Here is a 17,303-nt window from a genome sequence, read left to right on the forward strand (position 1 = left end):
AACCGGTCCGCGGCATCATCACAGGATAGTCGCGAACCTGTTGACGAGCAGGATGTCCTCGACGGCCTGGATGTCCTTCTGAGACGCCAGCGTGATCTCCTCGACCGCTGCATGGAGATCGCAGCCCTCGCGCAGCACGCGGTCGTAGATCTGCCGCCGCCGAGCCTCGTCGGGCGGCAGCATGAAGATGCTGTAGAGGATCAGGCCACGCAGCTGCGGCAGCTCGTCCAGGATGTCTTCCAGCACCATGTAGCTGCCGGGCATGGTGTGCTCGGCGGCGCTCAACAGATAGTGCAGGTTCTTGCGCCGCGCATAGTCGCGGATCACGATGTTCTGGACGTGCTGCGGGGTGCGGCTGCCGTTCAGCGGCCTGGCGCCGATATAGCCGCGGTGGCCGGCTCGCTCAGCCATGGAAGCCTCCCGGCAGCTTGTACTGCATCCCGACACGGGTTGCGGGGCGCAGCAGGATCGGCTCGAAGAACTCGCCGAAGCGCTTGTCCGCGTAGGGCGACATGATGCTCTTGAAGCGGCAGTTCATGCTCCAGCGCGTGCCGGCTTCCTCGTTGACGCGATTGCCGTGCATCAGGGTCTGGTTGAACAGCATGACGTGACCGTAGGGAATCTCGATGAAGGTCGCGTGCGGCTTGATGGTCTTGTAGAGCTCTTCGGCGCTGCGCAAGGCCGCCATCCGGTCCTGCATCTCGCCGTTCAGGGACGGCGGCAGCAGATACATCGACTTGGTGCGGTGGACATCGACCAGCGGCACCCACACCACGACCTCGAACGGCGAGTCGCCCGACCAGACGTCGGAATGGGTGGCGAGCAGCGAGGAGCTGTCGCCGGGAAGCTGGATGCTGAGATTGACGCGGCGCTGCATGCAGAGCTCGTTGCCGACGATGGTCTCGATGGTCGAGCGCGCCAGGCGGAAATAGGTCGGCCGGAACCAGGGCTCGGCGTTGAGGCCGTTGAAGACGTGCAGCCGCAGGCCGTTGAGATCATCCACGCTCACCCGCGTGTGGATGGTGTCGAGCATCGCGTAGGGATCGTTGCTGTGCGGCAGCTTCAGATAGTCCGCCGCGAGCTCGGCAGCACGGCGCTGGATCCGGTCGAGCCCGGCGCGATCGTCGGCCGGGGTGGTGACGAAGCCATCGTCGATGAAACGCTGCGCCAGCGCCTGCTCGTCGGCGTGCAGGAAGTCCGTGTCCGTCATGCAAAATACTCCCGGGCGGTCGCGCAAATATAGCTGATGTCGGCGGCCGACAGGAACTGGTTGATGGGAAGCGTGAGGATCTGGTCCGCCTGCCGTTCCGTCACCGGGAACGCGCCGCGGCCATGGCCGAGATGCGCTGCTGCCGGCTGCAGGTGGATCGGGACCGGATAATGGATCGCGGTCTCGATGCCTTTGTCGGCAAGATATTTCTGGAAGTCGTTGCGACGCTCAGTCTGCACCACGAAAGTGTGGAAGGTGTTGAACTCGATGTTCCGGCAGGGCGGAATGAACAGGGGCAGGCCGGCGAGCTCGGCGCGGTATTGCGCGGCGTTGCGCCGCCGGCGTTCGATCACGGAAGAAAGGTGGCGCAGGCGGATGCGCAGCACCTCGGCCTGGAGCGTGTCGAGCCGCGACACGATCCCCCATTCCTGGACGTCGCTGCGGTTGATCAGGCCGTGATTGCGCAGCCGTCGGATTCTTGCGGCAAGCTCGGCGTTGGCAGTGACGAGGAAGCCGGCATCTCCGGCGGCATTGAGATTCTTCAAGGGGTGGGCGGAGAAGCAGCCGAAGGTGCCGATCGTGCCGCTCATCCGGCCGTCATAGGTCGAGCCGACCGCCTGGGCGCTGTCCTCGATCACGGCGAGCGCGTGCTTCGCAGCGATCGCCATCAGCGGAGCCATGTCGGCCATGCGTCCGGTCAGATGCACCGGCATGATCGCCTTGGTCCGCGGCGTGACGGCGGCCTCGACCGCGGCCGGATCGATGTTCTGGTCCGGCAGCACGTCCGCAAACACCGGCGTGGCGCCGACCGCGATGATCGCGGCGGTCGATGCCACGAACGAATTCGGCGGCGTGATCACCTCGTCGCCGGGACCGATGTCGAGCGCCCGCATGGCGAGGATCAGCGCGTCGGTGCCCGAATTCAGCGTCACCACATGCGGCGAGCCGAGATAGGCGGATAATTCCTCCTCGAGCCTTCCGACCGCCGCCCCGCCGATGAAGTCGCCGCGCTGGAACACGCCCTCGACCGCCTGCATGATCTCGGCGCGCTCTTCCTCGAACTGCGCGGGAAGATTGACGTAGCCGATGCGCCGGCGGCCGGTGTCAGCGTCCATGGCAGAACTTCCTGACGGTCTCGATGACGCGGTCCTGCTGGGCGCGCGTCAGGTGCTGGTCGACCGGGAAGCTGATGACTTCCTTGGCATGGCGGTCGGTGACCGGGAACGTGCCCGGCGCGTAGCCGAGATGCTTCAGGCCTTCCTGCTGATACAGCGGGATGGGATAGTGGATCTTGGCCTCGATGCCGTTGTCCAGGCAATATTTGTAGAGCTCGTCGCGACGTTCGGCGAACACCATGTAGAGATGGTAGACGTGCTTCACGTTGGGACGGCGCGGCGGGACGCGCAGGCCGGGCAGGCCGGCGAGACCCGCATCGTAATAGGCCGCATTTTCGATTCTGCGGCGCGTGATCTCGCTGGTCTGGCCGATCAGCCAGTTGCCGACCACGGCCTGCAGGGAATCGAGCCGCGAGTTGCAGCCGAGGATCGCGATCTCGTCGCGGTTCTTCATGCCGTGGTTGCGGATCAGGCGGAGCTTTTCGTTCATGCCGTCGTCATTGGTGACGACGACGCCGGCATCGCCCCAGACGTTGAGGTTCTTGAGCGGATGCAGCGAGAAGCCGGCCGCGATGCCGTGCGTGCCGGAGCGTTTTCCCGCGAACTCCGACAGGATGCCCTGGCAGGCGTCCTCGACCACAGGCAGCTTGTGGCGCTGCGCGATCGGCATCAGCTTGCCCATGTCGGTGACCTCGCCGGTCAACTGGACCGGCATGATCGCCTTGGTCTTCCCGGTGATGGCAGCCTCGACCTGGTCCACGTTCATGCAGAAGGAATCGTCGCAATCGACAAGAACCGGCGTCGCGCCGGTTTCCGCGATCGCGCCGACCGTGGCGATGAAGGTGTTCGCGGCGGTGATGACCTCGTCGCCATGACCGATGCCGAGCGCCTTGAGCGGCAGCTTGAGCGCGTCGGTGCCGGATCCGACGCCGATGGCGTGCCGGACGCCGATCAATTCGGCGAAGCGCTTCTCGAACTCGGCGACGGGCTTGCCAAGGGTGAAGTCACCGGTCGCAACCAGCCGGCCGATCTCGGCGAGGATCGGTGCGGGATCCGCGAATTGCTCGAGCAGATAGGAATATCGAACGTCGTACATGTGACCCGTCAGGTGGAATGAAGTTGAGGTGAGGGGGTGTGCGACGCCGCGAGCGCATGCTCGATCGAGGTCGCAATGGCGCCGGCGGAGAGCCCGTGCTTCTTCAGCAGCGAGTCCTGAGAGCCGTAATTGTGCATGAAGCGGTCGGGCAGCGACAGCCGCAGCATCGCAGGGAAACCGGAGCCGAGCTTGTCGATCAGCGCCTCCGCGACGGCGCTGCCGAGGCCGCCGGAGGGCACGTGCTCCTCCAGCGTGGCCACGAGCCTGGTGCCGCGGATCGCCTGCAGCAGCGCTGCGGTATCGAGCGGCTTCACGGTATGCATGTGCAGGATGCCGGCGCGAATGCCTTGCGCGGCCAGCAGGTCGGCTGCGGCGAGGGCGCGCTGGAGCATGATGCCGGTGGTCACCATGAGGACGTCGCCGGGCGGCCGCATCAGGATGGCTTTGCCGATCTCGAAGCCGTGCTCGGCCTTGGACACGATGGCATCGCCGCCCTTGCCGAGCCGGATGTAGATCGGGCCCTTCCAATCCAGCGTCTGCTCCATCATGCGCGCAGCCTCGTCGGCGTCGCACGGGCAGATCACCGTCATATTGGGCAGCGCCCGCATGATGGCGATGTCCTCGATCGCCTGGTGCGTGGGGCCGAGCGGCGCGTAGACGAGGCCGCCGCCATTGGCGATCAGCCGTACCGGCAGATTGTGCAGGCAGAGATCGACCGCGACCTGCTCGTAGCAGCGGCGGGTGAGGAAGGTCGCGATGGTGTTGACGTAAGGCACGAAGCCCTCCATCGCGAGACCGGCCGACATGCCGATGATATGCGCTTCCGAGATGCCCTCGATCAGGTGGCGCTTGGGAAACTCCTTGCTCATCGCGCGCAGCGTGCCGGCACCCGGATCGGAGCCGATGTAAAGCACACGCTCGTCGCGCGCGGCGAGCTTGTGGACCATGTTCATCGCGGTGTTGCGCATGGGGAGCCGATCAAAAATCGCCGACGGCGACGCGAATGGCGTCGAGCTCGCTGTCGGTCAGCTTGTTCTTGTGATGCCAATCGGCATTGGATTCCGCAGCCGGAAGACCCTTGCCCTTGACGGTATGGCAGATGATGGCGGTGGGCTTGCCGGCAACGGCCGGGAGCTGCTTCAGGACCGTGCGCAGTGCGCCGACGTCGTGGCCGTTGACCTCCTGCACGGCGAAGCCGAAGCTGCGCCATTTGTCCGCGAGCGGCTCCAGCGGCAGCACGTAGTCGGTTGGGCCGTAGCTCTGCAGCTTGTTGTAATCGATCAGCGCGACGAGGTTGTCGAGGCCGTGCTTGGTCGCGCCCATCGCCGCTTCCCACACGGATCCCTCGTTGATCTCGCCGTCGCCGAGCAGCACGAAGGTGCGGTAGCTGCGCTCGCGCATGCGGGCGGCGAGCGCAAGGCCGACGCCGATCGAGAGGCCATGTCCGAGCGCGCCGGTCGAGGCCTCGACGCCGGGCACCATGCCGTATTCGGGATGTCCGCCCAGAATGCTGTCGGGACCGCAAAAGCCGTCCAGCTCCGACAGCGGGAAGAAGCCGCGGTCGGCCAAAAGCGCATAGAGCGCCAGACATCCGTGTCCCTTGCTGAGGATGGCGCGGTCGCGATCGGGATCGCCCGGGTTCTTCGGGTCGATCCGCAGTACGTCGTCGTAGAGCACGCGGACCATCTCGATCAGCGACAGGGCAGGCCCGACATGGCCGCGTCCCGCGGAGCGGACAGAACCGAGGACCAGGCGGCGCAAATAGAGGCTCCGCTCGTCCAGCGTGCAGGTGAGAGCAGCTTCAGCGTGGGGTGAGATCTGGATCACGTTGGCAAATCGTTTGGTGGAGCCGACGGGCTTTGTCGAGCTGGCCGGCAAGGCGGACCGTCAGATCGCCACCTTGCGCAGCCAGGGCACGCCGGGAGCGGCTTTCCGGCAAATAGGCATTCAGGACAATCAGGCACCAAATCGCCCCGAACACAGGATACAGTACGTCAAGGCGGACCGCAAACGCGTCATCCCCAGCCGCGAAAGCGCGCGAGAGCCGCTCGATCAATCGGTTCGCATCGGCCACGGGCAGACCGCTGCCGGGGTGAATCGCGGTGTCGGCCACGAGCTTGACCGGGTCGTCCCAGCCGAAATACTCGAAGTCGATGAAGCGCAATTTGCCGTCGTCGGTGCGCAGTGCGTTGTGTAGTCCGCAATCCGACGGGCTCAATGCACGTTGGGCGGGCGCAAGGTCCGCGGCGGGATCCAGGCCCTGTTCCGCATAGCGCCGACGGAGTTGCCGGATCGCGACGGCAGCGGTGGGAACCAGGCTGCCGTCCATGAACGCGCGCAGATCCGGATGATCATCCGAAGTCCGCCTCAGGTCGTCGAGGCGTTGCTCGTACTGGGCGATGGCCGCCTCGGCCGAGAAGATGCTGGCCGACGCATTCCGCAGAGTCTGCGCGCCTTCAGCGTCGTGCAGCTTTTGCAGCTCGATCAGGAAATCGGCCAACTGGTCGGCGTCGTCGGGCTGCGGATGCAGGACCGCGGGTTCACCGTCTAACCATTGATACAGCGCACAGAACGCGGCCGGATCCTTCGCGATCGGCCGCGGCGTCGCATTGATACCGTGGCGCGAGAGAAACGAGAGCGCGTCATATTCCTGTCCCAGCCGATCGCGCCCGTCGGACGGATAGTGCTTGAGGGCGAGCGGCGGGCCTTCCGCCATCTCCAGCCGAAACACCCGGTTGTTGCCGCCGGCCCGCGCCGGTTGCGCCGCCGCGACCCGCGCCCCGGAGAGGCGGCTGCCGATCGAGACCGCATCCTGTGCGCTGAGGTCCGACTGGCTCATGCTCCGAACACTCCGCGGTGGATATCGGCCCAGGTCGCGAGCGGCTCGCAATGCGCGGGATGCGGCGGCCGCGACTGCGTGAACAGGATCGATCGCGTCGCCTTCGGAAAATGCGGCTGCTCGAAGACGTCGACGAGATCGTCAATGAAGATGTCGAGCTGCAGGCTTGCCAACCGCTCGACCTTGGCCGCCAGCGTGTCCTCGAAATAGACATTGCCCGCCGAGATCGCCGCGTCGGCGGTGTCGATGAGACCCGCGCTCTTCAGCCAGCCACGCGCAGCCTCGCGCAAGTCGACCCGATCGGGATCCTGATGGCCGAACTGCGTCTTGTGGCTGACGATATGGACACTCGCGCCGGCCTTGCGGCACGCGGCAAGGAACTCGCGGACGCCAGGGTTGATCTCGGCGCCGCCGATTCCCTTGCCGTAGACGAAGCCCTGCAGCCCCTGCCAGGCAAGCTCGCCGCCGGCGCGGGATCGCAAGAAATCCCGCACGTCGGGCTTCAGCCCGTCCCAGCCCTCCGGCACCAGCCCGCGCTGGCGCGCGGCCGCGGCAAAGACCTTGTCGTAGCAGATGATCGTGTTGTCGAAATCGATGCCGATCCGCACGCCGCTCACTTCAGGCTGATGTTCTGCATCATCTTGATGTTGAAATACCTGGGATCGTTGAGTGAGTTCGGCAGGCGGCCCGCCCTGAAGGCGTCCACGAGCCCTGACACGGCCTGCTCGATCGTGTGCGTCGGCGCAAAGCCGAGCTCGCGGCGGATCTTCTCCGACGACACGTGGTAGGAACGGAGATCGTCGGTCGGCTCGACGGCCACGTCGACATTGTTGCCGACCACCGATTTGACGATGTCGGCGATCTTCATCAGCGAGTGGTTTTCGTAGCCGATGTTGTAGGTCTTGCCGTCGATCTTCGCATCATCCTGCTGCAGCAGGAACAGATAGGCCGCCGTCATGTCCTGGATGTGCAGATTGGGCCGCTTCTGCGTTCCGCCGAACACGCGGATGCGGCCGGTGTTGACGGCCAGATTGGTCAGGATGTTGACGACGACGTCGAGCCGCTGCCGCGGAGCGTAGCCGCAGACGGTGGCGGGGCGAACCGTGCAGGTGACGAAGCCGGACGCGGCCTCGTCGGCAAGATCGGTCTCGCACATCGCCTTGAACTTGGAGTAGTCGGTGAGCGGCTCGCAGGACAGCTCCTCGGTCACCTCGGCCTCATCCTTGATGCCGTAGACGCTCGAGGAGGAGGCGTAGATGAAGCGCTTGATACCCGCCTTCTTCGCGGCGCGTACCATCGGACGGAAGCAGTCGTAGTTGATGGACTTGCCGAGTGCCGGGTCCAGCTCGAACGAGGGATCGTTGGAGATGCAGGCGAGGTGGATCACCGCGTTGTTGCCGCGCAGGGCCTCGTTGACCGCGGCCTCATCGCGGATGTCGCCCTTGATCAGGCGGAGGTTCGGATTGTCACGAACGGCGTCGAAGACGTCCTCGCCATACATGAACAAGTCGAGCACGGTGACCTTGTGGCCCGCGGCAAGCAATTGCGGAACCAGCACGCTGCCGACATAGCCGGCGCCACCGGTGACCATCACATTCCATTTCCGATCAATCACTGTCGTTCTCCGGATTCTTCGATCGCGCTACTTCAACAACGCGGTGACGAACTTGACCAACGGCGCTTTCTCGACCGAGTTGCGGTGGCCGACGATGCCGACCTTGATCGCGCCCGCCGCATTGCCGATGAAGGCGACGTCCTCGATGTTGCCGCCGGCCGCCACCAGCGGCGCCGTGATTGTCAGGAAGGCATCGCCCGCACCGACGGTGTCGACGACGGTCTTGGTGAAAGCAGGGACGCGCGCAACGCCGGTCTTCGACGAGAAGGGGTAGCAGCCGAAGGAGCCGTGCGTGATGATCATGTTGTCGCAATCGATCTTGCGATGCAGGCCGCCCTCGATCACCGATGCGATGTCGTTGAACTTGTCGGTGGCGGCCAGGCGCGCTTCCGGTGCGTCGATGCAGATGTAATCGGCCCGCGGATACTTCGTGATCAGGTTGTAGCCGTGGTTGCCGCTGTTGCTCTGGGCGTTGACGGCCAGGAACTTGGAATTCGCGATCAAGGCGTCGATCGTGCTGGATGCGATCATGCCGTGACCGAAATCGGTGACGATGACGACGTCGGCCCCGCGGACGCGCTCGGCGGTGACGCGGTCGATCTCCGTGCGCGCGGCCTCATCGAGCGGCGTATCGTCCATCGTGTAGACTTCGAACAGCTTGTGCAGATAGCCCATCTCGACGTACCGCAGCTTGCGGGTGGTCGGACGGCCCTGAACGCGGATCGGCGTGAGCTTTACGTTCGGGCGGACATGCGCCCGAATGAACTCTTCGGGGTAGTCGTTGCCACCCAGCGTCGTGACGATCTCGACCGACTTGCAGAAGCTCGCGACGTGATTGGCCGCGGCAATGACGCCGCCGGCAAACTGCTCGCCGTTCTTGAGCAGGGTCGCGACGATGTTCTCCTTGGAGGCCTTCCCGAGCGCCGTGACGTATTGGTATTCGTCGATGATGGTGTCGCCGACCAGCACGACGTGCATGTCCTGGATCTTGTCGATCAGCTTCAGCAGGCGTTCGGCGCCGCCGCCATCGCGCACCTTCTGGAGGTAGTCGCGCAGCGGCGGATCGTAGATGTCGAAATAACGGTTCAGCAGCGACGACGAGCTGAACGTCACGTCCCGCGTGAAGACGATGCGCCCGCCGTGACGCTCGACCGCCTCGCGCTCCACTGCGATCTTGCCTGTCACGTCATCCTCGGGATTCTCGTAGTCCGAGCCCTTCACGTAGATGTCGGGGCGCACGGTATCGAGGACCGGCTCGGCGCTGGAGGTCTGATTGATGCCGACCCAGTCGACCGTGCCGAGCGCGGCCAGCATCTCGGCGCGCATGTTCTCCGGAAAGATCGGCCGTCCCGGGCCCTTGTTGACGTAACGGTCCGCGGTGATGGTCACCACGACGACGTCGGCCTCGTTGCGGGCTGCCAGGATGTGCCGGACGTGACCGAGATGCACCAGATCGAACACGCCGTGGCAGAGCGCAACGGTCAGGCCCTCAGCCTGCGCGGCGCGCGCAATCTCGCCGAGTTCCTCGATCGTCTTGATCTTCTCGTGCGGTGCCGGATGGCCGGCCGGCCTGTCTGTCGCAGCATTACCCATGTGAATGACCCAAGGCGCCGGTCGGTCTCAGTTGGCCGGCCCGGACGTGATCGGCTGGCGGCAAAATTGGGGAGTGAACGAATCTGCTCAACGGCTTGCCTTCTGCGGGGTGACTTTGTCGTCACCGAGATATTTGAACCAGTCCTTGGTGGCGTCGGCGATCTTGTCCACCGTCCAGAGCGGAGCGTCCTTGTACTGGTCCATCGACCTCAACATCGTCGCAACGCCGTCCTCGAACTTCACCTTCGGCCCCCATTTCAGGACCCGCTTGATCTTGCTGATGTCGGCGTAGGTGCAGTCGGGCTCGCCCGGGCGCTTGGGAATGTGGACCTTGTCGCCGCCGAGGAGCTCGACCAGGCGGTTCACGCTGTAGGTGTTATCCGAGCCGACATTGAAGATCTCGTGCGAGACGTCGGAGCGCGCGGCGGTCACGAAGGCATCGGCGACGTCGCTGACGAAGGTGAAGTCGCGCGTCTGCTCGCCGTCGCCGACCACGGTGAAGGGCTTGCCCGCCAGCTTCTGTGCCATGAACACGCCGAACACGGCGCCGTAGGTGCCGGTGGTGCGATGGCGCGGTCCGAACACGTTGAACAGGCGCAGCGCCACGGCGGGCAGCTTGTAGACCTGGCACCAGTGCATGACGCATTGCTCACCGAGATTCTTGGTGAGCGCGTACGGATACATCGGCCGGATCTCGGCACTCTCCGGCGTGGGATAGACATCCGGAATGCCGTAGCAGGAGGAGGAAGCCGCATAGATGAAGCGGCTGGCGCCCGCGTGCCGCGCCGCTTCGAGAACGTTGACCGTGCCGTCGACATTGGCGCGATGATAGGGGATCGGCGATTCGATCGAGGGTACGATGTCCGCCAGCGCGGCGAGATGGAAGACCCAATCCACCCCGTGGAAATACGGTTTGATCGCGTCCAGATCGGTGACGTCCGCCCGCACGACCTTCAACTGGCTCGAACCGGCGCGTGCGGCGAGGTTTTCAGCGCGTCCGATCACGAAATTATCGAGCGCAATGACCTCATGGCCGTCATCGAGCAGGCGATCGACGAGGTGACTTCCAATGAACCCGGCGCCGCCAGTAACAATGCATTTCATAGGGAACATCCGTGACGCGAATGCCCAGCGAAATAGGCTCGCCAATGTTGAGTGAAACCCGAAAAGCCGACTATCAGCCGCCCGCAAACTTTGCAAGTATTATACCTTTGCAATCCTTGGTAATAGCCGGTATCACCCGGTAATGTTGCAATCGAGCCGTCAGCCCATGCCTGCCGAATCCGTCGATCCCGACCACAAGGCTTTCCTCGACGATTACGTGGGGCGCCTGCATCGCGCGACGGCGGTCGACGACGGTATTTTTGCGAGGATCTCCGCGACGCGCGCGTCCTGGTTACGCACGCGCGAGCAGGGCGGTCGCGTCATCTTCATCGGCAACGGCGGGTCGGCCGGCATCGCTTCGCATTTGGCGATCGATCTGGCGAAGAATGCGTCGGTGCCCGCTCTCTGCTTCAGCGATGCGAGCATGATGTCGTGCCTTGCCAACGATTACGGGTTCGAGGACTGGATCGCGCACGCCGTGCGGCTGAATGCGCGCGCCGGCGATTGCCTCGTCGCGATCAGCTCGTCGGGGCGTTCGAAGAACATCCTCAACGCGGTCACGCAGGCGCGCAAGATGAAGCTCGACGTGATCACGTTGTCGGGCATGAACGCGGACAATCCGCTGCGCAATCTCGGCGACGTCAATTTCTGGGTCGACAGCCGCAGCTACAACATTGTCGAGACCACGCACCAGTTCTGGATGATGGCCGCAATCGACCTCGTCATCGGTCGTGCGGAATATCCGGCGTCCTGAGGCGGGCATCCGATGCAGTCGCGATTCAAGCATGCGGCCCTGTTTTCGGTGAAGCTGCTGCTGTCGATCGCCGTGCTGGTCTACATCGCGCGCGGTCTCGACCTGCGCCAGCTGCGCGACCATCTCGTCTCGGTCGATCCGGTCCTGTTCGTCGTCGCGCTTGCGCTGATCTTCGTCCAGACCTTCGTGCTCAACGGCCGGTGGGAGCTGATCATGCGCGCGCTCGGCGTGTCGCTGGATTGGCTCGCCGGCTGGCGGATACTGATGACCAGCCTCTGGTTCAATCAGGTGTTGCCGTCATCGGTCGGCGGTGACGCGGTGCGGATCTGGCTGCTGCGTCAACGCAGCGTGCAGTGGCCGGAGGCGGTCAAGGGCGTTGCAGCCGACCGCTTCACGGCATTGATCGGACTGGTCGTGCTGATGGTGGCCGGATTGCCGTTTCTGTTGTCGCGCGTGTCGAATCACGCTGCGATCCTGGCGATCGGCGGACTGACGGTGGCCGGCGTCGCCGGCACGCTGGTCCTGTTGACGCTCGACCGTCTGCCGAAACGCTTCACTGCGCTTCCCGCGATCGCGAGCTTCGTGCGGTTCGGAACGCTGGTCAGGTTTTTGCTCCTGCAGTCCGAGCGCCGTGCGCTGCTGTTCGGATCGGCGCTCCTCATCCATCTCGTCACCGCCGCGGCCTGCTACACCTTGGCGCGCGGCGTCGGAGCGCAGCTCTCTGTCCTCGACGCCGGCATTCTGATTCCGCCGGTGGTGCTGTTGACGGCGGTCCCCATCTCGATCAGCGGCTGGGGCGTTCGCGAGGGAGCGATGGTCGCCTGCCTGGGTCTGGCGGGTGTGTCGTCCGAGCAGGCGCTGTCGGTATCGCTCCTGCTGGGCGCCATTAGCGTGATCATCGGGCTCGTCGGTGGCGTAATCTGGCTGGCAAGTCCGGAGCGCGGCTCGTATTCGGCCGACAAGGTGGCCAAGGCAGCGGAGGACGCGCCCGGCTACGGGCTGGGCAACGAGGCCTCGAGCCACCCATGACCCGCTTGAGCCCGTTGCCGATCTGGTCTTCACAGGGTGGGACTATCCCACTCGCGCGCGTATCTCATTCTTCGGTTGCACGATGAAAAACCTGTTCTACGTCCGCAATACTTGCCGCCTCTGTCATTCCGACAAGCAAGAGCTGGTCGTCCCGATGGCAGGCATGCCGATCGGCACGCCGAACTTCCAGGTGCCGAACGCCAGCGTCGACGATCCCGTGTTCCGCGCTGCGGTGCCGATGGCGCTGCATCTGTGCCGGGACTGTGGCCACCTCCAGATCCTCCATGTCGGCAATCCGGAGATCCAGTACCGAAACTATGTCTATACCACCTCGCTCTCACTCGGCCTGCGCGAGCATTTCGCTACCTATGCCGACGACGTCGTCAGCCGTTTCGGCATTGCGTCGGGTTCGCTGGTGGTCGAACTCGGCAGCAATGACGGATCGCTGCTCGGCTTCTTCAAGGAGCGGGGGATGCGGGTGCTGGGTGTTGATCCCGCCGTCGACATCGCGCGGCGCGCCACGGAGGCGGGCATCGAGACCATCGGCGATTTCTTCACCGATGCCGTCGGTCGCCGCATCCTGCAGAGCCATGGTGCGGCGAGCGTCGTGATCGCCAACAACATGATCGCCAATGTCGACAATCTGGATCCGCTGGTGATCGGGGTTCGCGACGTGCTCGCGCCGGACGGATTGTTCGTCTTCGAAACGCAATACGGCGTCGACGTCACCGAGAAGAACCTGCTCGATACCGTCTATCACGAGCATCTGTCGTATTTTAACATCAAGCCGCTGATCCGTTTCTTCGCCCGGCTGGGCATGGAGCTGATCGACGTCCAGCACATCTGGACCAAGGGCGGTTCGATCCGCGTGACCGTGCAGCGCGCCGGCGGCGCCAAGAAACCGTCGGCCGAGGTCGCGCGCTTCGTTGCCGAGGAAGACCGGCTCGGCGTCGATCAGCCGGCCTATTATGTGCCGTACGTGAAGAGGATCGCCGCCATCCGTGACGAATTGGTCGCGATGGCAGATGCCGCCCATGCGCGCGGTGAGCTGGTCGCCGGCTATGGCGTCTCGGTGGGCACCACGACGCTGCTGCCGCAGTTCGGCCTGGAGAACAAGATCGACTTCCTGGTGGACGACGATCCCAACAAGGGGAAGGTGATGGCGGGCCCCGGCTATGACATCCCGATCCTGCCGCCTGCCGCTCTCTACGAGCGCAAACCCGCGTTCGTCGTGGTCTTCGCCTGGCGCTATGTCGACCCGATCCGGGCCAAGCACGCCCGCTATTTCGCCGAAGGCGGGAAGTTCGTGGTGCCGCTGCCGGGGATTTCCATGGTCGACCGGGCCGACTGACGGCTCCCGATAGCCTTGCCGGGGATGGGATGGCGCGTTCCGGGCGGTCGACAAGTCCTTGATCCACATGGCCTCTGCACGACCCTCGGAGGGAGGGCGGCCGGCCCGGGCGAACTCTCTCTACCTTGACCTTTGGCCGCATCCGCAGTAGATACCCGGCACTCGCAGCCGGCCCGTTAGACGCGGATTTCCGGCGCGGCCTTGAAATCCCCGAACAATCGAGCCCGGTTTCCGGCTCATCCTTCGAGACAGAGGGCTGGGCCAACGGCGGCTGTTCGGATCCCTGAAATTCATTTGCGTCTGTCGACGGACGCTGGACCTCAAGCGATGGCAGTCAGCCCGTTCAAGTTCTTGCAGGAAGTGCGCTCGGAGACTGCCAAGGTCACCTGGCCGACCCGCCGTGAGACCACGATCACCACCATCATGGTGTTCGTCATGGTCGCGGTGGCTTCGATCTTCTTCTTCGCCGCCGACCTGATCATTCGCTACCTTGTCACCTTCCTCCTGGGCATTCAATGATGGCAACAGCAACCGCTCAAGTGTCCGACAAGCGCTGGTACATCGTCCACGCCTATTCGAACTTCGAGAAGAAGGTCGCCGAATCGATCCGCGAGCAGGCCAAGCAGCGCGGGCTCGAGGAGCTGTTCGAGCTGGTGCTGGTTCCGACCGAGAAGGTCACGGAAGTGCGCCGCGGCCGCAAGATCGACGCCGAGCGCAAGTTCTTCCCCGGCTACGTGCTGGTGAAGATGAAGCTGACCGACGAGGCGTTCCATCTGATCAAGAACACGCCGAAGGTCACGGGCTTCCTCGGCGCCGAGAACAAGCCGATGCCGATCTCGGAAGCCGAGGCCATGCGCATCCTGCACCAGGTGCAGGAGGGCGTGGAACGGCCGAAGGCGTCGGTGTCGTTCGAGATCGGCGAGAACGTGCGCGTGGCCGACGGCCCGTTCGCCTCGTTCTCGGGTGTGGTCGAGGAGATCGATGAGGCGCGCTCGCGCGTGAAGGTCGCCGTGTCGATCTTCGGCCGCGCGACGCCGGTCGAGCTGGAATTCGGTCAGGTCGAGAAGGTCTGATCGGGTAACGCGGGAGGCTTCGGTCTCGCGCAACAAGAGGCCGTGGGAGGGAGGGGCGGTTGCCAGCCGCATCCGACCCAGACCACGAACCTGAAACCGCCGGTCCTGCCGGCACAACAGGAGTGATACATGGCAAAGAAAGTGACCGGATACCTGAAGCTTCAGGTCCCGGCCGGCGCGGCGAATCCCTCGCCCCCGATCGGTCCCGCGCTCGGTCAGCGCGGTCTCAACATCATGGAGTTCTGCAAGGCGTTCAACGCCCAGACCCAGAAGGAAGAGAAGAACACCCCGATCCCGGTGATCATCACCATCTATGCGGACCGTTCCTTCACCTTCGAGATGAAGACGCCGCCGATGTCCTACTTCCTCAAGCAGGCTGCAAAAATCCAGTCCGGTTCGAAGGCGCCGGGCCGTGACAAGGCCGGCGAGGTGACCAAGGCGCAGGTGCGCGAGATCGCCGAGAAGAAGATGAAGGACTTGAATTGCGACACCATCGAATCGGCCATGAAGATGGTCGAGGGCTCGGCCCGTTCGATGGGTCTGGAAGTTGCGGGGTAAGCGGCTATGGCAATCGGAAAGCGTTTGAACAAAGCCCGCGAAGGCATTGACCGCGAAAAGCTTTACCCGCTCGCGGACGCCATCAAGATGGTCAAGGAACGCGCGAAAGCGAAGTTCGACGAGACCATCGAGGTCGCGATCAATCTCGGCGTCGATCCGCGCCACGCAGACCAGATGGTCCGCGGTGTCGTGACCCTGCCAAACGGCACCGGCCGTACGCTCCGCGTCGGCGTGTTCGCCCGCGGCGCCAAGGCCGATGAAGCCAAGGCCGCCGGTGCGGACGTCGTCGGCGCCGAGGACCTGGTCGAGAAGGTGCAGAACGGCACGATCGATTTCGACCGCTGTATCGCCACCCCCGACATGATGCCGCTGGTCGGCCGCCTCGGTAAGGTGCTCGGCCCGCGCGGCCTGATGCCGAACCCGAAGATCGGTACCGTGACCATGGACGTCACCGGTGCGGTGAAGGGCGCCAAGGGCGGCTCGGTCGAGTTCCGCGTCGAGAAGGCCGGCATCCTGCAGGCCGGCGTCGGCAAGGCCTCGTTCTCCGAGGAGAAGCTGGTCGAGAACATCAAGGCTCTGGCTGACGCGGTCTCCAAGGCGAAGCCGGCCGGTTCCAAGGGCACCTACATCCAGCGCGTTGCAGTGTCCTCGACGATGGGCCCGGGCGTGAAGGTCGAGCCGGGCACCATTCTCGGCTGAGGTTTGGAAATTGCATGAGGCGAGGGGCGGGATCGGGCGACCGATTCCGCCCCTCGTCGTTTGTGACGGCGCTCTTCGGAAACAACAACAATGGCTGACAAGGTCCTGATCTACTCGCGCTTTCCCAAGTCGATGATGGCGCGCTTCGCCGAGCGGTTCGAGCTGCTCGACACCGGCGGCAAGCCCGCGCGGGAGGTGTTTCCGGCGGAGGAGCTGGGCGGCATCCGCGCACTGCTGACTGCTGGCGGCTCGCCACTCGGTGCGGAGGCGATGAACCTGTTTCCGAATCTCGGCGCCATCGTCTGCTATGGGACTGGCTATGATGGCGTCGACCTGAAGGCGGCGGCCAGCCGGAACATCGCGGTCGGTCACAGCCCCGGTGCCAATGCGGCTTCTGTCGCCGACATCGCGATGACCTTGATGCTGGCGACGACGCGGCGGATTTTGGTGGCCGACCAATATGTCCGCAGCGGCGATTGGGCGGCCTCGAAACAGTCACCGATGATGCGTCCCCAGGCCGGCATGCCCGGCCGCCGCATCGGCATCTACGGCATGGGTGAGATCGGCCGCAAGATCGCCGCGCGCTGTGCTGCTTTCGAGAGCGAGGTCGGCTATTTCAGCCGCACCCGGTATGATCTGCCCTATCAGTACTTTCAGACCCTGGAGGCGCTCGCCGATTGGTGCAGCGTCCTGATGATCGCGGTGCGGGCAGGGGCCGAGACCCAACATGCCGTCAACGCCGATATCCTCAGGCGCCTCGGGGCGGAGGGCTACGTCGTCAACATCTCCCGCGGCTCCGTCATCGACGAGAAGGCCCTGGTCGCGGCGCTCACCGACAAGACCATCGCGGGGGCGGGCCTCGACGTCTTCGAGAAGGAACCGCACGCGCCTGACGCCCTGACCGAACTCCCCAACGTGGTGTTCGCCCCGCATATCGGCGGCCACACCCTGGATTCGCACGTCGCCATGCAGAACTGCGTGCTGGCCAACCTGACCGCATTCTTCGAGGGCAAAACGCTGCCGTACCGGATCAAATCGGCCTGAATCGGCCCTTGTTGGGCCATCTCAAGGCCAACCGCCAATCGATTGGAACTGGTGTGAATTTTGCTCTTGGCAAGCAGGCTCCGAGCGGTTAAAGAACCGCCTCCGGACGTGCCGGCCTCGGCTGGCGCGTTCGTGCACGCATTCCGAAAACCCGACACGACAGGAGATCATTCCTTTTCAGGACGTCCGTGAGGATTTGCCCGAAAAGGAAGGAAGATCCGTC

General features: G+C 64.3%; 19 protein-coding genes. 8 read left to right on the top strand and 11 right to left on the bottom strand.

Features of this window, described 5'->3' with window-relative positions:
• Positions 1 to 18 precede the first annotated feature (18 nt).
• From XF30_RS16815 to XF30_RS16865, 11 genes are all read right to left on the bottom strand, one after another.
• The gene (locus XF30_RS16815; RefSeq protein ID WP_036010940.1) at positions 19 to 411 is read right to left on the bottom strand and encodes an LIC12192 family sporadic carbohydrate cluster protein; all 393 of its coding nucleotides are present in this window, start codon (positions 409 to 411) and stop codon (positions 19 to 21) included.
• On the bottom strand, positions 404 to 1,210 hold the full coding sequence (locus tag XF30_RS16820) for a sporadic carbohydrate cluster 2OG-Fe(II) oxygenase (RefSeq protein ID WP_025037016.1): 807 nt from the start codon (positions 1,208 to 1,210) through the stop codon (positions 404 to 406). The genes XF30_RS16815 and XF30_RS16820 overlap by 8 nt, the downstream gene beginning before the upstream one ends.
• Positions 1,207 to 2,325, bottom strand: coding sequence for a DegT/DnrJ/EryC1/StrS family aminotransferase (locus XF30_RS16825; RefSeq protein ID WP_109143349.1), 1,119 nt, complete (start codon positions 2,323 to 2,325; stop codon positions 1,207 to 1,209). The genes XF30_RS16820 and XF30_RS16825 overlap by 4 nt, the downstream gene beginning before the upstream one ends.
• On the bottom strand, positions 2,315 to 3,421 hold the full coding sequence (locus tag XF30_RS16830; protein WP_109143350.1) for a DegT/DnrJ/EryC1/StrS family aminotransferase: 1,107 nt from the start codon (positions 3,419 to 3,421) through the stop codon (positions 2,315 to 2,317). Before XF30_RS16830 ends, XF30_RS16825 begins: the two co-directional genes overlap by 11 nt.
• A gap of 8 nt (positions 3,422 to 3,429) precedes the next feature.
• A complete protein-coding gene (locus XF30_RS16835; protein ID WP_036010951.1) occupies positions 3,430 to 4,389 on the bottom strand; it encodes a transketolase family protein in 960 nt (319 codons plus the stop codon).
• Positions 4,390 to 4,399: 10 nt separating this feature from the next.
• On the bottom strand, positions 4,400 to 5,248 hold the full coding sequence (locus tag XF30_RS16840) for a transketolase (protein ID WP_081493800.1): 849 nt from the start codon (positions 5,246 to 5,248) through the stop codon (positions 4,400 to 4,402).
• Positions 5,223 to 6,260 carry a phosphotransferase gene (locus XF30_RS16845; protein ID WP_192893174.1) on the bottom strand — a complete coding sequence of 346 codons (1,038 nt, stop codon included), beginning with the start codon at positions 6,258 to 6,260 and terminating at the stop codon, positions 5,223 to 5,225. The genes XF30_RS16840 and XF30_RS16845 overlap by 26 nt, the downstream gene beginning before the upstream one ends.
• The gene (locus XF30_RS16850) at positions 6,257 to 6,868 is read right to left on the bottom strand and encodes an HAD family hydrolase (protein ID WP_244608963.1); all 612 of its coding nucleotides are present in this window, start codon (positions 6,866 to 6,868) and stop codon (positions 6,257 to 6,259) included. The genes XF30_RS16845 and XF30_RS16850 overlap by 4 nt, the downstream gene beginning before the upstream one ends.
• Positions 6,869 to 6,873: 5 nt before the next feature.
• Positions 6,874 to 7,875, bottom strand: a complete 1,002-nt coding sequence (locus XF30_RS16855; RefSeq protein ID WP_036010979.1) for an NAD-dependent epimerase/dehydratase family protein — start codon at positions 7,873 to 7,875, stop codon at positions 6,874 to 6,876.
• A gap of 27 nt (positions 7,876 to 7,902) precedes the next feature.
• On the bottom strand, positions 7,903 to 9,468 hold the full coding sequence (locus XF30_RS16860) for a PfkB family carbohydrate kinase (protein WP_050991860.1): 1,566 nt from the start codon (positions 9,466 to 9,468) through the stop codon (positions 7,903 to 7,905).
• Positions 9,469 to 9,555: 87 nt separating this feature from the next.
• Positions 9,556 to 10,572 (bottom strand): SDR family oxidoreductase, encoded by a 1,017-nt coding sequence (locus tag XF30_RS16865; RefSeq protein ID WP_109143352.1) that lies wholly within the window; start codon positions 10,570 to 10,572, stop codon positions 9,556 to 9,558.
• 166 nt (positions 10,573 to 10,738) lie between these two features.
• Between XF30_RS16865 and XF30_RS16870 the strand changes: the two genes are divergently transcribed.
• From XF30_RS16870 to XF30_RS16905, 8 genes are all read left to right on the top strand, one after another.
• Positions 10,739 to 11,326 (top strand): SIS domain-containing protein, encoded by a 588-nt coding sequence (locus XF30_RS16870; protein WP_225113231.1) that lies wholly within the window; start codon positions 10,739 to 10,741, stop codon positions 11,324 to 11,326.
• 12 nt (positions 11,327 to 11,338) lie between these two features.
• Complete coding sequence (locus tag XF30_RS16875) at positions 11,339 to 12,355, top strand: lysylphosphatidylglycerol synthase transmembrane domain-containing protein (RefSeq protein WP_036010988.1); 1,017 nt, start codon at positions 11,339 to 11,341, stop codon at positions 12,353 to 12,355.
• Between the two features lie 82 nt (positions 12,356 to 12,437).
• Positions 12,438 to 13,706, top strand: a complete 1,269-nt coding sequence (locus XF30_RS16880; RefSeq protein WP_109143353.1) for a class I SAM-dependent methyltransferase — start codon at positions 12,438 to 12,440, stop codon at positions 13,704 to 13,706.
• A gap of 327 nt (positions 13,707 to 14,033) precedes the next feature.
• A complete protein-coding gene (secE, locus tag XF30_RS16885; protein WP_036010992.1) occupies positions 14,034 to 14,225 on the top strand; it encodes a preprotein translocase subunit SecE in 192 nt (63 codons plus the stop codon).
• A complete protein-coding gene (nusG, locus tag XF30_RS16890; RefSeq protein ID WP_018647229.1) occupies positions 14,225 to 14,779 on the top strand; it encodes a transcription termination/antitermination protein NusG in 555 nt (184 codons plus the stop codon). The genes secE and nusG overlap by 1 nt, the downstream gene beginning before the upstream one ends.
• Positions 14,780 to 14,908: 129 nt before the next feature.
• Positions 14,909 to 15,337, top strand: coding sequence for a 50S ribosomal protein L11 (rplK, locus tag XF30_RS16895; RefSeq protein ID WP_109143354.1), 429 nt, complete (start codon positions 14,909 to 14,911; stop codon positions 15,335 to 15,337).
• Positions 15,338 to 15,343: 6 nt separating this feature from the next.
• Positions 15,344 to 16,036: a 50S ribosomal protein L1 gene (rplA, locus tag XF30_RS16900; RefSeq protein WP_025037003.1), complete on the top strand. Its 693-nt coding sequence runs from the start codon at positions 15,344 to 15,346 to the stop codon at positions 16,034 to 16,036.
• A 90-nt stretch (positions 16,037 to 16,126) separates the two neighbouring features.
• Complete coding sequence (locus XF30_RS16905) at positions 16,127 to 17,080, top strand: 2-hydroxyacid dehydrogenase (RefSeq protein WP_109143355.1); 954 nt, start codon at positions 16,127 to 16,129, stop codon at positions 17,078 to 17,080.
• Positions 17,081 to 17,303 lie beyond the last annotated feature (223 nt).

The sequence above is a fragment of the Bradyrhizobium sp. SUTN9-2 genome (assembly GCF_003122645.1).
In the GTDB taxonomy this organism is placed as follows: domain Bacteria; phylum Pseudomonadota; class Alphaproteobacteria; order Rhizobiales; family Xanthobacteraceae; genus Bradyrhizobium; species Bradyrhizobium yuanmingense.